General features: G+C 61.5%; 11 protein-coding genes and 1 tRNA gene. 11 read left to right on the forward strand and 1 reads right to left on the reverse strand.

Annotation, left to right across the window (positions count from 1 at the left end):
* Positions 1-34 precede the first annotated feature (34 nt).
* The 8 genes from CAER_RS0115490 (at position 35) to CAER_RS0115525 (ending at position 12,595) form a co-directional block, all read left to right on the forward strand.
* Positions 35-109: transfer RNA gene (locus tag CAER_RS0115490), tRNA-Phe, on the forward strand.
* 316 nt (positions 110-425) lie between these two features.
* Positions 426-851, forward strand: coding sequence for a 50S ribosomal protein L11 (gene rplK, locus CAER_RS0115495; RefSeq protein WP_027236229.1), 426 nt, complete (start codon positions 426-428; stop codon positions 849-851).
* A 1-nt stretch (position 852) separates the two neighbouring features.
* The gene (rplA, locus tag CAER_RS0115500) at positions 853-1,551 is read left to right on the forward strand and encodes a 50S ribosomal protein L1 (RefSeq protein WP_027236230.1); all 699 of its coding nucleotides are present in this window, start codon (positions 853-855) and stop codon (positions 1,549-1,551) included.
* Between the two features lie 368 nt (positions 1,552-1,919).
* Complete coding sequence (gene rplJ, locus CAER_RS0115505; RefSeq protein WP_027236231.1) at positions 1,920-2,438, forward strand: 50S ribosomal protein L10; 519 nt, start codon at positions 1,920-1,922, stop codon at positions 2,436-2,438.
* Between the two features lie 81 nt (positions 2,439-2,519).
* Positions 2,520-2,894 carry a 50S ribosomal protein L7/L12 gene (gene rplL, locus CAER_RS0115510; RefSeq protein WP_027236232.1) on the forward strand — a complete coding sequence of 125 codons (375 nt, stop codon included), beginning with the start codon at positions 2,520-2,522 and terminating at the stop codon, positions 2,892-2,894.
* A gap of 249 nt (positions 2,895-3,143) precedes the next feature.
* Positions 3,144-7,280, forward strand: a complete 4,137-nt coding sequence (rpoB, locus tag CAER_RS0115515; protein ID WP_027236233.1) for a DNA-directed RNA polymerase subunit beta — start codon at positions 3,144-3,146, stop codon at positions 7,278-7,280.
* 53 nt (positions 7,281-7,333) lie between these two features.
* A complete protein-coding gene (rpoC, locus tag CAER_RS0115520) occupies positions 7,334-11,578 on the forward strand; it encodes a DNA-directed RNA polymerase subunit beta' (RefSeq protein WP_027236234.1) in 4,245 nt (1,414 codons plus the stop codon).
* Positions 11,579-11,719: 141 nt separating this feature from the next.
* A complete protein-coding gene (locus CAER_RS0115525) occupies positions 11,720-12,595 on the forward strand; it encodes a DMT family transporter (protein WP_027236235.1) in 876 nt (291 codons plus the stop codon).
* 5 nt (positions 12,596-12,600) lie between these two features.
* Here CAER_RS0115525 and CAER_RS0115530 read toward each other — a convergent pair whose 3' ends face one another.
* Complete coding sequence (locus tag CAER_RS0115530; protein ID WP_027236236.1) at positions 12,601-13,407, reverse strand: putative rhamnosyl transferase; 807 nt, start codon at positions 13,405-13,407, stop codon at positions 12,601-12,603.
* A gap of 387 nt (positions 13,408-13,794) precedes the next feature.
* Here CAER_RS0115530 and rpsL point away from each other — a divergent pair, with 387 nt between their 5' ends.
* The 3 genes from rpsL to fusA are packed head-to-tail and all read left to right on the forward strand — an operon-like array spanning position 13,795 to position 16,788.
* The gene (gene rpsL / locus CAER_RS0115535) at positions 13,795-14,166 is read left to right on the forward strand and encodes a 30S ribosomal protein S12 (protein ID WP_005621086.1); all 372 of its coding nucleotides are present in this window, start codon (positions 13,795-13,797) and stop codon (positions 14,164-14,166) included.
* A gap of 15 nt (positions 14,167-14,181) precedes the next feature.
* On the forward strand, positions 14,182-14,652 hold the full coding sequence (gene rpsG / locus CAER_RS0115540) for a 30S ribosomal protein S7 (RefSeq protein ID WP_027236237.1): 471 nt from the start codon (positions 14,182-14,184) through the stop codon (positions 14,650-14,652).
* A gap of 18 nt (positions 14,653-14,670) precedes the next feature.
* On the forward strand, positions 14,671-16,788 hold the full coding sequence (gene fusA / locus CAER_RS0115545) for an elongation factor G (protein ID WP_027236238.1): 2,118 nt from the start codon (positions 14,671-14,673) through the stop codon (positions 16,786-16,788).
* Positions 16,789-16,829 lie beyond the last annotated feature (41 nt).

A 16,829-nucleotide genomic window follows, 5' to 3' on the forward strand; every position in this document is an offset into this window, starting at 1 on the left:
GAAGGCCCCCACCCAAGGCGAACAGCCTTCCCGTGCCCGGGTAGCTCAGGGGTAGAGCAGTGGATTGAAAATCCTCGTGTCGGTGGTTCGATTCCGCCCCCGGGCACCACTTCCCAAGCCTGAATAATTGTACTGCTGCAGTATGCACGGCGAGGCCTGGTGGCATTCGGAGCGCTTATCGCCCCGGGTTGTCTTTTTGGAATAGGGCCCCTTCAGCGCAGCAGCGAACGATTTGGGCGTGAAGAGCTCATGTCTGATTGCGCGCGCCAACGGCTTGCCACCGCTTCCTTTCCCCTGTACATGCCGCCTCTATCGTCTTCGGGCGAGATTCTCTCGTGGGAGATTGAGGGATCGCGATCCTGAAATCCGACCACGCAACTTGAATTGGATGGGACGCGTCCCGTCCTAGTTGAAAGGAAAACCAAATGGCTAAGAAGCTTGTTGGTTCGATGAAGCTGCAGGTTCCTGCAGGTCAGGCAAACCCGTCCCCGCCGGTCGGCCCGGCCCTGGGTCAGCGCGGCATCAACATCATGGAATTCTGCAAGGCGTTCAACGCCAAGACCGCAGACATGGAGCCCGGTGCGCCGTGCCCGACCGTGATCACCTACTACCAGGACAAGTCCTTCACCATGGACATCAAGACGCCGCCCGCGTCTTACTACCTGAAGAAGGCTGCCAAGATTAAGTCCGGCGCGACCAACCCGTCGCGCGAAACCGTCGGCACCGTGACCGCGGCTCAGGTGAAAGAGATCGCCGAAGCCAAGATGAAAGATCTGAACGCCAACGACGTCGAAGCGGCAATGCAGATCATCCTGGGCTCTGCCCGCTCCATGGGCATCGAGGTGAAGTAAGATGGCAAAGCTCGGAAAACGCACCCGCGCTGCGCGCGAAGCTTTCGCTGGCAAGGACAACCTGTCGGTGGAAGAGGCTGTTGCCCTGATCAAGGCCAACGCCAACGCTAAGTTCGACGAAACCGTCGAAATCGCCATGAACCTGGGCGTTGACACCCGTCACGCAGACCAGATGGTCCGCGGCGTGGTTGGCCTGCCGAACGGCACCGGCAAAGACATGCGCGTCGCTGTCTTCGCTCGCGGCCCCAAGGCGGACGAAGCCAAGGAAGCCGGCGCAGACATCGTTGGCGCCGAAGACCTGATGGAATCCATCCAGGCCGGCAACATCGACTTTGACCGCTGCATCGCGACCCCGGACATGATGCCCGTCGTCGGCCGCCTGGGTAAGATCCTCGGCCCGCGCAACCTGATGCCGAACCCGAAAGTCGGCACCGTGACCATGGACGTGAAAGCGGCCGTGGAAGCAGCCAAGGGCGGCGAAGTCCAGTTCAAAGCGGAAAAAGGCGGCGTTGTGCACGCCGGCGTCGGCAAAGCGTCCTTTGACGAAGCCAAGCTGGTCGAGAACGTTCGTGCCTTCGTGTCGGCTGTGGCCAAAGCCAAGCCGTCGGGCGCCAAAGGCGCCTACATGAAAAAGATCAACCTGTCCTCGACCATGGGTCCGGGCATCACGGTTGACGTGGACAACGCTGTCACCGAGTGATCGGGACGCACAGCTGATGTCAGAAGGGCGGCACCGCAAGGGCCGCCCTTTTTCTGTCCTGGCGGAATACCGCGAGCAGGCGCATTTTCCAATTTGCCCCTTGGAAATCCCCTCAAATGGGACTAATTACGGCTGCGAGGTAAAGCGTGCGATTCGTCGTGCGCTTTATTTCATTTCGTCCAAGATGGTGGGTGGTCTCCGATCTGACCTTAATTCCCCTCCTGAGACGGGTACAGACCAAGAAGATCGGGGGTTTTCAATCCCTCGGGCGGATTTGGCTCATCCCGTAAAACGGACCTGAACGCCGGTTCATTTGAGCCGGCAAATATGAGCCGGGGTGTGTAAGCATCCCTAACTTGGAGAGAACTGTGGATAGAGCCCAGAAAGAGAAAGTGGTCGAGGAACTCGGCCAGATCTTCGAAAGCTCTGGCGTCGTGGTGGTTGCTCACTACGCCGGTCTGACAGTTGCCGAGATGCAGGATCTGCGCGCACGTGCCCGTGACGCGAACAGCTCCGTGCGTGTTGCCAAGAACAGGCTCGCCAAAATCGCCCTCGAGGGTAAGCCGTGTGCAAGCATGGCCGGCCTGCTGACAGGGATGACCGTTCTGACCTATTCCGAAGACCCCGTGTCCGCCGCCAAGGTGGCCGAGGGTTTCGCCAAGGATAACAAAAAGTTTGAGATCCTTGGCGGCGCAATGGGTGAGAATGCTCTGGACCGTGCCGGTGTCGAAGCCGTGTCGAAAATGCCGTCCCGCGACGAGCTCATCGCTCAGATCGCAAGCTGCATTGGCGCACCTGCTTCCAACATCGCCGGCGCGATTGGCGCACCTGCAAGCAACATCGCAAGCATCCTTTCGACCATCGAAGAGAAGGCGGAAGCTGCGTAAGCGGTTGGCACTGAATGGCTGGCGTGGGGCACAAGCCCGCACGTTGGAACACACATACTGTAAACGGAAAGAGCTGATACAATGGCTGATCTGAAAGCACTCGCAGAAAGCATCGTGGGTCTGACCCTGCTGGAAGCACAAGAACTGAAAACTATCCTGAAAGACGAATACGGCATCGAGCCCGCAGCAGGCGGCGCAGTTGTCATGGCAGCTGGCGGCGACGCCGGCGGTGCAGCTGAAGAAGAAAAGACCGAATTCGACGTCGTTCTGAAGAACGCCGGCGCTTCCAAGATCAACGTGATCAAAGAAGTTCGCGGCATCACCGGCCTGGGCCTGAAAGAAGCCAAAGAGCTGGTCGAAGCAGGCGGCAAAATCAAAGAAGGCATCGACAAAGCCGAAGCAGAAGACATCAAAGCCAAGCTGGAAGCAGCTGGCGCCGAAGTCGAGCTGGCCTAAGTCCTGCCTCTGGTGCATTCCAGATGCATCGGAAATTTGGCTGGGTCCGGAGTTTTCCGGGCCCAGCCTAACCTGTCTTAAAAAGGGCCTTGGGTAAGGGGCGCTTTTTCAGGCGAGGTTCAAGGGATCGGGAGGCCGCCATTCGGGACGGTGGCCATGAATTGATCCGAACACGCTGTCTCGTATGGGCAAGGTGCCGGGGCCCGGCGGCATCCTTGACCGGTGAGAACTCGAAAGGTGACATCTGACATGGCTCAATCGTTCCTTGGCCAGAAACGTCTACGTAAATACTACGGCAAAATCCGCGAAGTGCTGGAAATGCCGAACCTCATTGAGGTGCAGAAATCCTCCTACGATCTGTTCCTGCGCTCCGGCGATGACGTCGAGCCGCTTGACGGCGAAGGCATCAAAGGTGTGTTCCAGTCGGTCTTCCCGATCAAGGACTTCAACGAAACCTCCGTTCTGGAATTCGTGAAGTACTCGTTTGAAAAGCCGAAATACGACGTCGAAGAGTGCATGCAGCGCGATATGACCTACAGCGCGCCGCTGAAGGTCACCCTGCGCCTGATCGTGTTTGATGTCGACGAGGACACCGGCGCCAAGTCGGTGAAGGACATCAAGGAGCAGGACGTCTTCATGGGCGACATGCCCCTGATGACCCCGAACGGCACCTTTATTGTGAACGGCACCGAGCGCGTGATCGTGTCCCAGATGCACCGCTCGCCGGGCGTGTTCTTCGACCACGACAAGGGCAAGACTCACTCCTCGGGCAAGCTGCTGTTTGCCTGCCGCATCATCCCGTACCGCGGCTCCTGGCTGGACTTCGAATTCGACGCCAAAGACATCGTCTTTGCCCGTATCGACCGTCGCCGCAAGCTGCCGGTGACCACCCTGCTGTACGCCCTGGGCCTGGACCAGGAAGGCATCATGGATGCCTACTACAACACCGTCAACTTCAAGCTTGAGAAGTCCCGCGGCTGGGTCACCCCCTTCTTCCCCGAGCGTGTGCGCGGCACCCGCCCGACCTATGACCTGGTGGACGCTGCCACTGGCGAGATCATCTGCGAAGCGGGCAAGAAAGTCACCCCGCGCGCGGTTAAGAAGATGATCGAGGAAGGCACCATCACCGAGCTGCTGGTGCCGTTTGAGCACATCGTCGGCAAGTTCGTCGCCAAGGACATCATCAACGAAGACAACGGCGCGATCTACGTCGAGGCCGGCGATGAACTGACCCTCGAATACGACAAAGACGGCGAACTGATCGGCGGCTCCCTGAAAGAGCTGCTGGATGCCGGCATCACCGACATCCCGGTGCTGGACATCGACAACGTCAACGTCGGCCCCTACATGCGCAACACTATGGCGCAGGACAAGAACCGGACCCGCGAAAGCGCGCTCATGGACATCTACCGTGTGATGCGCCCGGGCGAGCCGCCCACCGTCGAGGCCGCGTCGGCACTGTTCGACACCCTGTTCTTCGACTCCGAGCGTTATGACCTGTCCGCCGTTGGCCGCGTGAAGATGAACATGCGCCTGGCGCTCGACGCCGAGGACACCCAGCGCACCCTGCGCAAGGAAGACATCGTCGCCTGTGTCAAGGCGCTGGTTGACCTGCGCGACGGCCGCGGCGATATCGACGACATCGACCACCTCGGCAACCGCCGCGTGCGGTCCGTCGGCGAGCTGATGGAAAACCAGTACCGCGTCGGCCTTCTGCGCATGGAGCGGGCGATCAAGGAGCGGATGTCCTCCGTCGAGATCGACACCGTCATGCCGCAGGATCTGATCAACGCGAAACCGGCAGCCGCCGCGGTGCGTGAATTCTTCGGCTCCTCGCAGCTGTCGCAGTTCATGGACCAGACCAACCCGCTGTCGGAAGTCACCCACAAACGCCGCCTGTCGGCGCTTGGCCCGGGCGGCCTGACCCGCGAGCGTGCAGGCTTTGAGGTCCGCGACGTGCACCCGACCCACTATGGTCGGATGTGCCCGATTGAGACCCCGGAAGGCCCGAACATCGGTCTGATCAACTCGCTGGCGACCTTTGCGCGCGTCAACAAGTACGGCTTCATCGAAACGCCCTATCGCGTGGTGAAAGAAGGACAGGTGACCGACGAGGTCCACTACATGTCCGCCACCGAAGAAATGCGTCACACCGTGGCGCAGGCGAACGCGTCCCTGGACGAGAACGGCAAGTTCATCAACGACCTGGTGTCCACCCGTCAGTCGGGTGACTACACCCTGGCGCCGAACGAAAGCGTCGACCTGATCGACGTCAGCCCCAAGCAGCTGGTCTCGGTTGCGGCCTCGCTGATCCCGTTCCTGGAAAACGACGACGCCAACCGCGCTCTGATGGGCTCGAACATGCAGCGTCAGGCGGTTCCGCTGCTGCGCGCAGAGGCGCCGCTGGTCGGCACCGGCATCGAAGAGAAGGTTGCGATCGACTCCGGCGCGGCCATCCAGGCGAAACGCGCGGGCATCATCGACCAGGTCGATGCGCAGCGTATCGTGATCCGGGCCACCGAGGACCTGGAACTGGGCGACGCGGGCGTGGACATCTACCGCATGCGCAAGTTCCAGCGCTCGAACCAGAACACCTGCATCAACCAGCGTCCGCTGGTGAAGGTGGGCGACACCGTAACCAAGGGCGAAGTCATCGCCGACGGTCCGTCGACCGACATGGGCGAACTGGCTCTGGGCAAGAACGTGGTCGTCGCGTTTATGCCGTGGAACGGCTACAACTATGAAGACTCCATCCTGATCTCCGAGCGCATCGCGCGTGACGACGTCTTCACCTCGGTCCATATCGAGGAATTCGAAGTTGCCGCCCGTGACACCAAGCTGGGGCCGGAAGAAATCACCCGCGACATTCCCAACGTCGGCGAGGAAGCCCTGCGCAACCTCGACGAGGCGGGCATCGTCTACATCGGCGCCGATGTGGAGCCGGGCGACATTCTGGTCGGCAAGATCACCCCGAAGGGCGAAAGCCCGATGACCCCGGAAGAGAAGCTGCTGCGCGCCATCTTCGGCGAGAAGGCTTCGGACGTGCGCGACACCTCGCTGCGCGTGAAGCCGGGCGACTACGGCACCGTGGTCGAGGTGCGCGTCTTCAACCGCCACGGTGTGGAAAAAGATGAGCGTGCGCTGCAGATCGAGCGTGAGGAAGTCGAGCGTCTGGCCCGTGACCGGGACGACGAACTGGCGATCCTGGACCGCAACATCTATGCCCGCCTGCGCGGCATGCTGCTGGGCAAAGTGGCCGTCAAAGGCCCGAAAGGCGTGCGTGCCGGCACCGAAATCACCGAGGACCTGCTGGACTCCCTGTCCCGCGGCCAGTGGTGGATGCTGGCGCTGGAAGACGAGCAGGACGCTCAGGTGGTCGAGGCCCTGAACGAGCAGTACGAGGCGCAGAAGCGCGCCCTGGATGCCCGTTTCGAGGACAAGGTCGAGAAGGTCCGCCGCGGCGACGACCTGCCGCCGGGTGTGATGAAGATGGTCAAAGTCTTCATCGCCGTGAAGCGCAAGCTGCAGCCGGGCGACAAGATGGCCGGCCGTCACGGCAACAAAGGTGTGATCTCGAAAGTTGTGCCGATGGAGGACATGCCGTTCCTCGCCGACGGCACCCCGGTCGACTTCTGCCTCAACCCGCTGGGCGTGCCGTCGCGTATGAACGTCGGTCAGATCCTCGAAACCCACATGGGCTGGGCCGCGCGCGGCCTCGGCATCAAGGTGGACGAGGCGCTGCAGGAATACCGCCGTTCCGGCGACCTGACCCCGGTCCGTGAAGCGATGCACCACGCCTATGGCGACGATGTCTATGACGAGGGCATTGCCAACATGTCCGAAGCTGCTCTGGTTGAAGCCGCAGGCAACGTGTCCCGTGGTGTGCCGATTGCGACCCCGGTATTTGACGGCGCCAAGGAAGACGATGTGAACGACGCCCTGGTGCGTGCGGGCTTTGACCAGTCCGGCCAGTCGATCCTGTTCGACGGCCGCACCGGCGAGCAGTTCGCGCGTCCGGTCACCGTCGGCATCAAGTACCTGCTGAAGCTGCACCACCTGGTGGACGACAAGATCCACGCGCGTTCCACCGGCCCGTACTCGCTGGTTACCCAGCAGCCGCTGGGCGGTAAGGCGCAGTTCGGCGGTCAGCGCTTTGGTGAGATGGAAGTCTGGGCTCTGGAAGCCTATGGCGCCGCCTACACCCTGCAGGAGATGCTCACCGTGAAATCGGATGACGTTGCAGGCCGGACTAAGGTCTATGAATCGATCGTCAAGGGCGAGGACAACTTTGAAGCGGGCGTACCGGAATCGTTTAACGTTCTGGTGAAAGAAGTCCGCGGCCTCGGCCTGAATATGGAACTCCTGGATGCGGAGGTTGAGGAGTAAGGGCCCCGCGCCCTTCTCCCGTTCCCCCCTTCCGCAAGATTTGAGGTATCAAAATGAACCAGGAAATCACCAACAACCCGTTCAACCCGCTGACTCCGCCGAAGGTCTTTGATGAAATCAAAGTCTCGCTGGCCAGCCCGGAACGGATCCTGTCTTGGTCCTACGGCGAAATCAAAAAGCCTGAGACCATCAACTACCGGACCTTCAAGCCCGAGCGCGACGGCCTGTTCTGCGCCCGGATCTTTGGCCCGATCAAAGACTACGAATGCCTGTGCGGCAAATATAAGCGGATGAAATACCGCGGCGTCGTCTGCGAGAAATGCGGCGTCGAAGTCACTCTGCAGAAAGTGCGCCGCGAGCGCATGGGCCACATTGAGCTGGCCGCACCTGTCGCGCACATCTGGTTCCTGAAGTCGCTCCCGTCCCGCATCGGCCTGATGCTGGACATGACCCTGCGCGACCTGGAACGGGTTCTGTACTTTGAAAACTACGTCGTCATCGAGCCGGGCCTGACCGACCTGAGCTATGGTCAGATGATGACCGAAGAAGAGTTCATGGACGCTCAGGATGCCTATGGCATGGACGCCTTCACCGCCAACATCGGCGCTGAGGCAATCCGTGACATGCTGGCCCAGATCGACCTGGAATCGGAAGCCGAAACGCTGCGCGCAGAACTGGCCGAAGCGACCGGCGAACTGAAGCCCAAAAAGATCATCAAGCGTCTGAAAGTCGTGGAATCCTTCCTGGAATCGGGCAACCGTCCGGAATGGATGATCATGACCGTGATCCCGGTCATTCCGCCGGAACTGCGCCCGCTGGTTCCGCTGGACGGCGGCCGCTTTGCGACCTCCGACCTGAATGATCTGTACCGCCGCGTGATCAACCGGAACAACCGTCTGAAGCGGCTGATCGAACTGCGCGCGCCGGACATCATCGTCCGCAACGAAAAGCGGATGCTGCAGGAATCCGTGGATGCGCTGTTCGACAACGGCCGCCGTGGCCGCGTCATCACCGGTGCCAACAAGCGCCCGCTGAAATCGCTCTCTGACATGCTGAAAGGCAAGCAGGGCCGCTTCCGCCAGAACCTTCTGGGTAAGCGCGTCGACTTCTCCGGCCGTTCGGTGATTGTGACTGGCCCCGAGCTGAAGCTGCACCAGTGCGGCCTGCCCAAAAAGATGGCGCTGGAGCTGTTCAAGCCCTTCATCTACTCGCGTCTGGAGGCCAAGGGCCTCTCCAGCACCGTGAAGCAGGCGAAGAAGCTGGTCGAAAAAGAGCGTCCCGAAGTGTGGGATATCCTGGATGAGGTGATCCGCGAGCACCCGGTGATGCTGAACCGCGCACCGACGCTGCACCGTCTGGGTATCCAGGCGTTTGAACCCACGCTGATCGAAGGCAAGGCGATCCAGCTGCACCCGCTGGTCTGCTCGGCGTTCAACGCGGACTTCGACGGCGACCAGATGGCTGTGCACGTCCCGCTGAGCCTTGAGGCCCAGCTGGAAGCGCGCGTCCTGATGATGTCCACGAACAACGTTCTGTCGCCCGCCAACGGCGCTCCGATCATCGTTCCCTCGCAGGATATGATCCTGGGTCTTTACTACCTGACCCTGGAACGCGAAGGCATGCCGGGTGAAGGCAAGATCTTTGGCACCATCGACGAAGTTCAACACGCGCTGGACGCCGGCGAAGTGCATCTGCACACCAAGATCACCGCGCGGATCACCCAGATCGACGAGGAAGGCAACGAGGTTCTCAAGCGTTTTGAGACCACCCCGGGCCGTGTCCGCCTGGGCGCGCTGCTGCCGAAGAACGCCAAGGCGCCCTTCGAGCTGGTCAACCGCCTGCTGCGGAAGAAAGAAGTGCAGCAGGTCATCGACACCGTCTACCGCTACTGCGGCCAGAAGGAGTCGGTCATCTTCTGTGACCAGATCATGACCATGGGCTTCCGCGAAGCGTTCAAGGCCGGCATCTCCTTCGGCAAGGACGACATGGTGATCCCGGACACCAAATGGACCATCGTGGATGATACCCGCGATCAGGTGAAAGACTTTGAACAGCAGTACATGGACGGCCTGATTACACAGGGCGAAAAGTACAACAAGGTTGTCGACGCCTGGTCGAAGTGTAACGACAAGGTCACCGAAGCGATGATGGGCACCATCTCCGCTGACAAGCGCGATGAGAATGGCGCCGTGATGGAACCGAACTCGGTTTACATGATGGCCCACTCCGGTGCGCGTGGCTCGGTTACTCAGATGAAGCAGCTGGGCGGTATGCGCGGCCTGATGGCCAAGCCGAACGGCGACATCATCGAGACTCCGATCATCTCGAACTTTAAAGAAGGCCTGACCGTTCTCGAGTACTTCAACTCGACCCACGGTGCCCGTAAGGGTCTGTCGGATACCGCGCTGAAGACGGCGAACTCGGGTTACCTGACCCGCCGTCTGGTGGACGTGGCGCAGGACTGCATCGTGCGCGAGCATGACTGCGGCACCGAGCGTGCGATCACCGCGGAAGCGGCGATCAACGACGGCGAAGTGGTTGCCTCGCTGGCCGAACGCATCCTGGGCCGTGTGGCTGCGGATGACATCAAACGCCCCGGCACCGAGGAGATCGTGGTTGCCGCCGGTCAGCTGATCGACGAACGGATGGCAGACGCAGTGGAAGAGGCCGGCGTGCAGTCGACCCGCATCCGCTCGCCGCTGACCTGTGAAAGCGAAGAGGGCGTCTGCGCCATGTGCTACGGCCGTGACCTGGCCCGCGGCACTCAGGTGAACACCGGCGAGGCTGTCGGCATCATCGCGGCGCAGTCGATCGGCGAACCCGGCACCCAGCTGACCATGCGGACCTTCCACATCGGCGGCGTTGCTCAGGGCGGCCAGCAGTCGTTCCTGGAAGCGTCCCAGGAAGGCAAGATCGTCTTCGAGATGCCGCAGACCCTGGAGAACGCCAATGGCGAGACCCTGGTTGTCGGCCGCAACATGAAGCTGATCATCCAGGACGAGCACGGCGAAGAGCGCGCCAGCCACAAGCTGGGCTACGGCTCCAAGCTGTTCGTCAAGGAAGGCCAGAATGTGGCCCGCGGCGACAAACTGTTCGAATGGGACCCCTATACCCTGCCGATCATCGCCGAGAAGCCGGGTACCGCGAAATACGTGGACCTGGTCTCGGGCCTGGCCGTCCGTGACGAGACCGACGAAGCCACCGGCATGACCCAGAAGATCGTGATCGACTGGCGTGCGGCTCCGAAAGGCTCTGACCTGAAGCCGGAAATCATTCTGGTCGACGGCAACGGCGAACCGGTGCGCAGCGATGCGGGCAACCCGCTGACATACCCGATGTCCGTGGACGCCATTCTGTCGGTCGAAGACGGCCAGCAGATCATGGCAGGCGACGTTGTTGCGCGTATCCCGCGTGAAGGTGCCAAGACCAAGGACATTACCGGTGGTCTGCCGCGCGTTGCGGAACTGTTCGAAGCCCGCCGTCCGAAGGATCACGCGATCATCGCCGAAATCGATGGTTACGTGCGCTTCGGCCGCGACTACAAGAACAAGCGCCGCATCTCGATCGAGCCCTCGGACGAGTCGATGGAGCCCGTCGAATACATGGTGCCCAAGGGCAAGCACATTCCGGTTCAGGAAGGTGATTTTGTCCAGAAGGGCGACTACATCATGGACGGCAACCCGGCGCCGCATGACATCCTGTCCATCATGGGTGTCGAGGCTCTGGCGAACTACATGATCGACGAGGTCCAGGACGTCTACCGCCTGCAGGGTGTGAAGATCAACGACAAGCACATCGAGGTGATCGTCCGCCAGATGCTGCAGAAGTGGGAGATCTCGGACTCCGGCGAAACCACGCTGCTGAAAGGCGAGCATGTGGACAAGCAGGAGTTCGACGCCGCCAACGAAAAGGCGCTGGCCCGCGGCAAGCGTCCGGCTCAGGGCGAACCGATCCTGCTTGGCATCACCAAGGCGTCGCTGCAGACCCGCTCCTTCATCTCGGCGGCCTCCTTCCAAGAGACCACCCGCGTTCTCACCGAGGCTTCGGTGCAGGGCAAGAAGGACAAGCTGGTCGGCCTCAAGGAGAACGTCATCGTGGGCCGCCTGATCCCGGCCGGCACCGGCGGTGCCACACAGGCTGTGCGCTCGATTGCACAGGGCCGCGACAACGTGGTTCTGGAAGCCCGCCGCGAGGAAGCCGAAGCCGCTGCGGCCCTGGCCGCACCGGTGATGGACGAGGACGTGATGGGCGGCGACGAAGCGGATATCCTGGTCGAAACCCCGGAAAGCCGCGACTAAGCCAAGGCACATGAGATCAGGAAAAGCCCCCGCACCACCGGTGCGGGGGCTTTTTCATTTCCGCTGCCGGGGCTATCTGTTGCCGGGCAGGGAGGGCGCAGGAATGGACAGCAGGCTGCGGGCAACGGCAAAGGTGCGGCGATGACCGCAAATCAGACCGGGGCGCTGCTGATGGCGGCAGCGATGGCGGCCTATACCTTCAACGACGCGCTGATTAAGCTGACCGGCAGCGCGCTGCCGCTGCCGCAGATCCTGACCATCCGCGGCCTTGCCGCTAGTTTCCTGATCTATCTTCTGGCCCGCCGGCTGGGCGGTCTCCGCCTGCGGCTGCCGGGCCGGGCCTGGGGGATGATCGGTTTGCGCGGCGCCGCGGAGGTGGCGGCCACCTATCTGTTCCTGACCGCGCTGATGCTGATGCCGATTGCCAATGTCACGGCCTTGCTGCAGGTGCTGCCGCTGGCGGTGACCCTGAGCGCGGCGCTGTTCTTGCGTGAACCCGTGGGCTGGCGGCGGCTGGCGGCGATTGCCGCAGGCTTTACCGGGATGCTGCTGATCGTGCGCCCCGGGCCGGATGGTTTCACCGACGGCAGCCTTTATGCGCTGGCGGCGGTGGCTTGCATTACAGCCCGCGACCTGGTCACCCGGCGGATGCCGCCCGAGGTGCCGTCGATGACAGTGACCCTGGCCTCTTCGCTCTCGGTGCTTGTCTTTGGGCTTGCGTCCTCGGCGGCCGTGGAGTGGCAGCCGATGGGCAGCTTCGAGTGGCTGGCATTGATGGGAGCTGCCCTGTTCATCTTTGCCGGTTACCTGTGCTCGGTGATGACCATGCGGGTGGGCGAGATCGCCGCGATTGCGCCATTCCGCTACAGCGGACTGGTCTGGGCGCTGATCCTGGGCTGGCTGGTATTCGGCGAGTGGCCGGATCTGCTGACGATTGCCGGGGCCGCGATTGTCGCCGGGGCAGGGATGTTCACGCTCTACCGGGAACGCCGCCAGGCGCGCAAGCTGCGGGCCTGAGCCGCTCACCCGCTGCCGAAGGCCACCTTCACATGGCTTGTCCGGATCGCAAAGCGGGCCTCAAACTCGCCCGCCTGTTCCGGCGTCAGCGGCTTTAGGCCGGGCTGCCATGCGTCTATGTCCCGTGAATCGTTGAACCGGTTATGGGTGCGCACGAACATCGGTGCATCGGTGAGCGTAACCGTCGGCATGAAACGGTTGATCTTGTGGTGCCCGAAATTCATGATCGTCAGCGGGCAGCCCCGGCGCACATGCATGCCCAGAGCGGCCGCGAAATAGGGGTGCACGCCCTCCGCTGCCGCGATACCCTCCGGGCCGGCCTGCGCGATGAAGCCCCTGTTGAAATCAATGGCCACGCTCCTGTTTTTGCGCATCAGCGGCCGGCAGTCTTCGGTAACAGCGCGCAGCCGCTCGACGAAATCGACCGACACCGCGTCGTCGTCATCATGGCGGAACTGCAGGCAGGGCTGGTCGTGATCCCGGCGCGCCTGGTTAATGAGCTCCTTCATCACATCGCGGTGGCGGCGCGGCGGTTCGGCGCGGATCTGCACCTGAGGCATGCCAGCGGTCAGGTCGTGCAGCCGGTCTCTGTGCGCCCGGGGCAGGCTGTCGCCAGTCACCAGAATCAGGTCGAAATCCTGGTCGGTTTGCTCTTTCAAACAGGGCAGGGCAATGGTTTCGAACAGCCGGAAGCGTTCTTCCAACCGTTCTTCGGCATAGAGGTAAGCAATGCGCTCTTCCACGGTTTCATGCCCGACCTGGAATCCGCCAAGCGCCGGATAGGAAAACCGGCACAATCCGATGACTTGCATTCTGAAATCCGTTTCATGAAAAAGGCGTGTGCGGCAACTATGCCGGGTGCGCCATTCCCTGGCAAGCGTGCGCCGGGCCAGCCATGGGGCACAGGCTGCCGGGGAAGGGGCCGTACGCCCGCCTGCTGTTGACAACCTGCGCGACTCCCCATATACGCGCGGCTATCCGGCACCCGGAGTGCGTCTCCGCAAGCCGAATTCAAAATTGCAGTGGCTCAAGGCCTGGGCACTTTTACCACCCGGGTCCTCTGTAAACTCACCGCGTCGTCTCACCTCGGAATGGGAGCGATTGCGGTTTTTGCGCTTGTGGACGCATAAGTGCAGCGATTTCACCCGCACGCGCCGGCGTGCATGACACATGTGTTGCGAAACGGGGAATATACCGGAATGCCCACGATCCAGCAGCTGATCCGCAAGCCGCGGCAGCCGAAAGTTAAACGCTCGAAGTCCATGCACCTGGAGCAGTGCCCGCAGAAGCGCGGCGTCTGCACCCGCGTGTACACCACCACCCCGAAGAAGCCGAACTCCGCTATGCGGAAAGTTGCGAAGGTGCGCCTGACCAACGGTTTCGAAGTGATCTCCTACATCCCCGGTGAAAGCCACAACCTTCAGGAGCACTCTGTGGTTCTGATCCGTGGCGGCCGTGTAAAAGACCTTCCGGGTGTCCGTTACCACATCCTGCGCGGTGTTCTGGATACCCAGGGCGTTAAAGACCGTAAGCAGCGCCGCTCGAAGTACGGCGCGAAGCGTCCTAAGTAAGAAGGAGAGAGCGAGATGTCCCGTCGTCACGCCGCAGAGAAGCGCGAAGTCCTGCCCGACGCCAAGTTCGGCGACCGCGTTCTGACCAAATTCATGAACAACCTGATGATCGACGGCAAGAAGTCGGTCGCAGAGCGTATCGTCTACAACGCCTTTGACCGCGTTGAGACCAAGATCAAGCGCGCTCCGGTTGAAGTGTTCCACGAAGCACTGGACAACATTAAGCCGTCGGTCGAGGTTCGCTCGCGCCGCGTTGGTGGTGCAACCTACCAGGTTCCGGTTGAAGTCCGCCCCGAGCGCCGCGAAGCGCTGGCCATCCGCTGGCTGATCGCTGCCGCACGCAACCGCAACGAAAACACCATGGAAGAGCGCCTTGCTGGCGAGCTGCTGGACGCCGTCCAGTCCCGTGGCACCGCGGTCAAGAAGCGCGAAGACACCCACAAGATGGCCGAGGCGAACAAAGCCTTCAGCCATTACCGCTGGTAAGCTAGAGGACCTAGACCTATGGCACGCGAATATCCCCTCGAACTATACCGTAACTTCGGTATCATGGCGCACATCGATGCAGGTAAAACCACCTGCTCCGAGCGCATCCTGTATTACACCGGCAAATCCCACAACATCGGTGAGGTGCACGACGGTGCAGCCACCATGGACTGGATGGAGCAGGAGCAGGAACGCGGCATCACCATCACCTCGGCTGCGACCACCACTTTCTGGGAACGCACCGAAGACGGCAAGACCGCTGACTCGCCGAAGCACCGCCTGAACATCATCGACACCCCCGGCCACGTTGACTTCACCATCGAAGTTGAACGCTCGCTGGCGGTTCTCGACGGTGCTGTGTGTGTTCTGGACGCCAACGCCGGTGTTGAGCCGCAGACCGAAACCGTGTGGCGTCAGGCTGACCGCTACAAAGTTCCGCGCATGGTGTTTGTCAACAAGATGGACAAGATCGGCGCCGACTTCTTCAACTGCGTCAACATGATCGAAGACCGTACCGGCGCCCGCGCGGTTCCGGTTGGTGTGCCGATCGGCGCAGAGAACGAGCTGGAAGGCCTGGTTGACCTGGTCAACATGGAAGAATGGCTGTGGCAGGGCGAAGACCTGGGCGCATCCTGGGTTAAAGCTCCGATTCGCGACAGCCTGAAAGACATGGCTGACGAATGGCGCGGCAAGATGATCGAAGCGGCCGTCGAAATGGACGACGACGCGATGGAAGCCTATCTGGAAGGTGAAGAGCCCGACGTTCCGACCCTGCGCAAATTGCTGCGCAAGGGCACCCTGGAACTGGCATTTGTTCCGGTCCTGGGCGGTTCCGCGTTCAAGAACAAAGGCGTTCAGCCGCTGCTCAACGCTGTGATCGACTACCTGCCCAGCCCGCTGGACGTTGTTGATTACATGGGCTTCAAACCCGGCGACGAGACTGAAACCCGTGACATCGCCCGCCGCGCGGACGACGACATGGCGTTCTCCGGCCTGGCGTTCAAGATCATGAACGACCCGTTTGTCGGCTCGCTGACCTTCACGCGCATCTACTCCGGCGTCCTGAACAAGGGCGACACGCTGCTGAACTCGACCAAAGGCCGTAAAGAGCGCGTTGGCCGGATGATGATGATGCACTCAAACAACCGTGAGGAAATCACGGAAGCGTTCGCAGGCGACATCATCGCGCTGGCAGGCCTGAAGGACACCACCACCGGTGACACCCTCTGCGCTGTCAACGACCCGGTCGTCCTGGAAACCATGACCTTCCCGGATCCGGTGATCGAGATCGCGGTTGAGCCGAAAACCAAGGCCGACCAGGAGAAGATGTCCCAGGGTCTGGCCCGTCTGGCCGCCGAAGACCCGTCCTTCCGTGTTGAGACCGACCTCGAGTCCGGTCAGACCATCATGAAGGGCATGGGCGAACTTCACCTGGACATCTTGGTGGACCGCCTCAAGCGCGAGTTCAAGGTTGAGGCGAACATCGGTGCGCCGCAGGTGGCCTACCGCGAGACCATCTCCAAAGAGGTCGAGCATTCCTACACCCACAAGAAGCAGTCGGGTGGTTCGGGCCAGTTCGCTGAGGTGAAGCTGATCATCTCGCCGACAGAAGCGGGCGAAGGCTACTCCTTCGAATCCCGTATCGTTGGCGGTGCGGTTCCGAAGGAATACATCCCGGGCGTCGAAAAAGGCATCCAGTCCGTCATGGACAGCGGCCCGCTGGCCGGCTTCCCCGTGATCGACTTCAAGGTTGCCCTGATCGACGGTAAGTTCCACGACGTGGACTCCTCGGTTCTGGCCTTTGAAATCGCCGCCCGCATGGGCATGCGTGAAGGCATGCGCAAGGCTGGTGCGAAACTGCTCGAGCCGGTGATGAAGGTTGAGGTGATCACCCCGGAAGAATACACCGGCGGTATCATCGGCGACCTGACATCCCGCCGGGGCCAGGTGTCCGGCCAGGAGAATCGCGGCAACGCAATCGCGATCGACGCGTTTGTGCCGCTGGCGAACATGTTCGGCTACATCAACACCCTGCGTTCGATGAGCTCGGGCCGCGCCCAGTTCACCATGCAGTTCGACCACTACGAACCGGTTCCGCAGAACATCTCGGAAGAGATCCAGGCGAAATTCGCGTAAGCGAAAGAAAATTGAGGGGTTCGCGGCCGCTGCGGGCCCCT

It is taken from the genome of Leisingera caerulea DSM 24564, assembly GCF_000473325.1.
Classification (GTDB): Bacteria; Pseudomonadota; Alphaproteobacteria; order Rhodobacterales; family Rhodobacteraceae; genus Leisingera; species Leisingera caerulea.

What these genes read in the sequence shown, in the direction of transcription:
- rplK (WP_027236229.1), top strand. Translation starts at nt 426, where the DNA reads ATGGCTAAGAAGCTTGTTGGTTCGATGAAGCTGCAGGTTCCTGCAGGT.
- rplA (WP_027236230.1), top strand. Translation starts at nt 853, where the DNA reads ATGGCAAAGCTCGGAAAACGCACCCGCGCTGCGCGCGAAGCTTTCGCT.
- rplL (WP_027236232.1), top strand. Translation starts at nt 2,520, where the DNA reads ATGGCTGATCTGAAAGCACTCGCAGAAAGCATCGTGGGTCTGACCCTG.
- rpoB (WP_027236233.1), top strand. Translation starts at nt 3,144, where the DNA reads ATGGCTCAATCGTTCCTTGGCCAGAAACGTCTACGTAAATACTACGGC.
- rpoC (WP_027236234.1), top strand. Translation starts at nt 7,334, where the DNA reads ATGAACCAGGAAATCACCAACAACCCGTTCAACCCGCTGACTCCGCCG.
- CAER_RS0115525 (WP_027236235.1), top strand. Translation starts at nt 11,720, where the DNA reads ATGACCGCAAATCAGACCGGGGCGCTGCTGATGGCGGCAGCGATGGCG.
- CAER_RS0115530 (WP_027236236.1), bottom strand. Translation starts at nt 13,407, where the DNA reads ATGCAAGTCATCGGATTGTGCCGGTTTTCCTATCCGGCGCTTGGCGGA.
- rpsL (WP_005621086.1), top strand. Translation starts at nt 13,795, where the DNA reads ATGCCCACGATCCAGCAGCTGATCCGCAAGCCGCGGCAGCCGAAAGTT.
- rpsG (WP_027236237.1), top strand. Translation starts at nt 14,182, where the DNA reads ATGTCCCGTCGTCACGCCGCAGAGAAGCGCGAAGTCCTGCCCGACGCC.
- fusA (WP_027236238.1), top strand. Translation starts at nt 14,671, where the DNA reads ATGGCACGCGAATATCCCCTCGAACTATACCGTAACTTCGGTATCATG.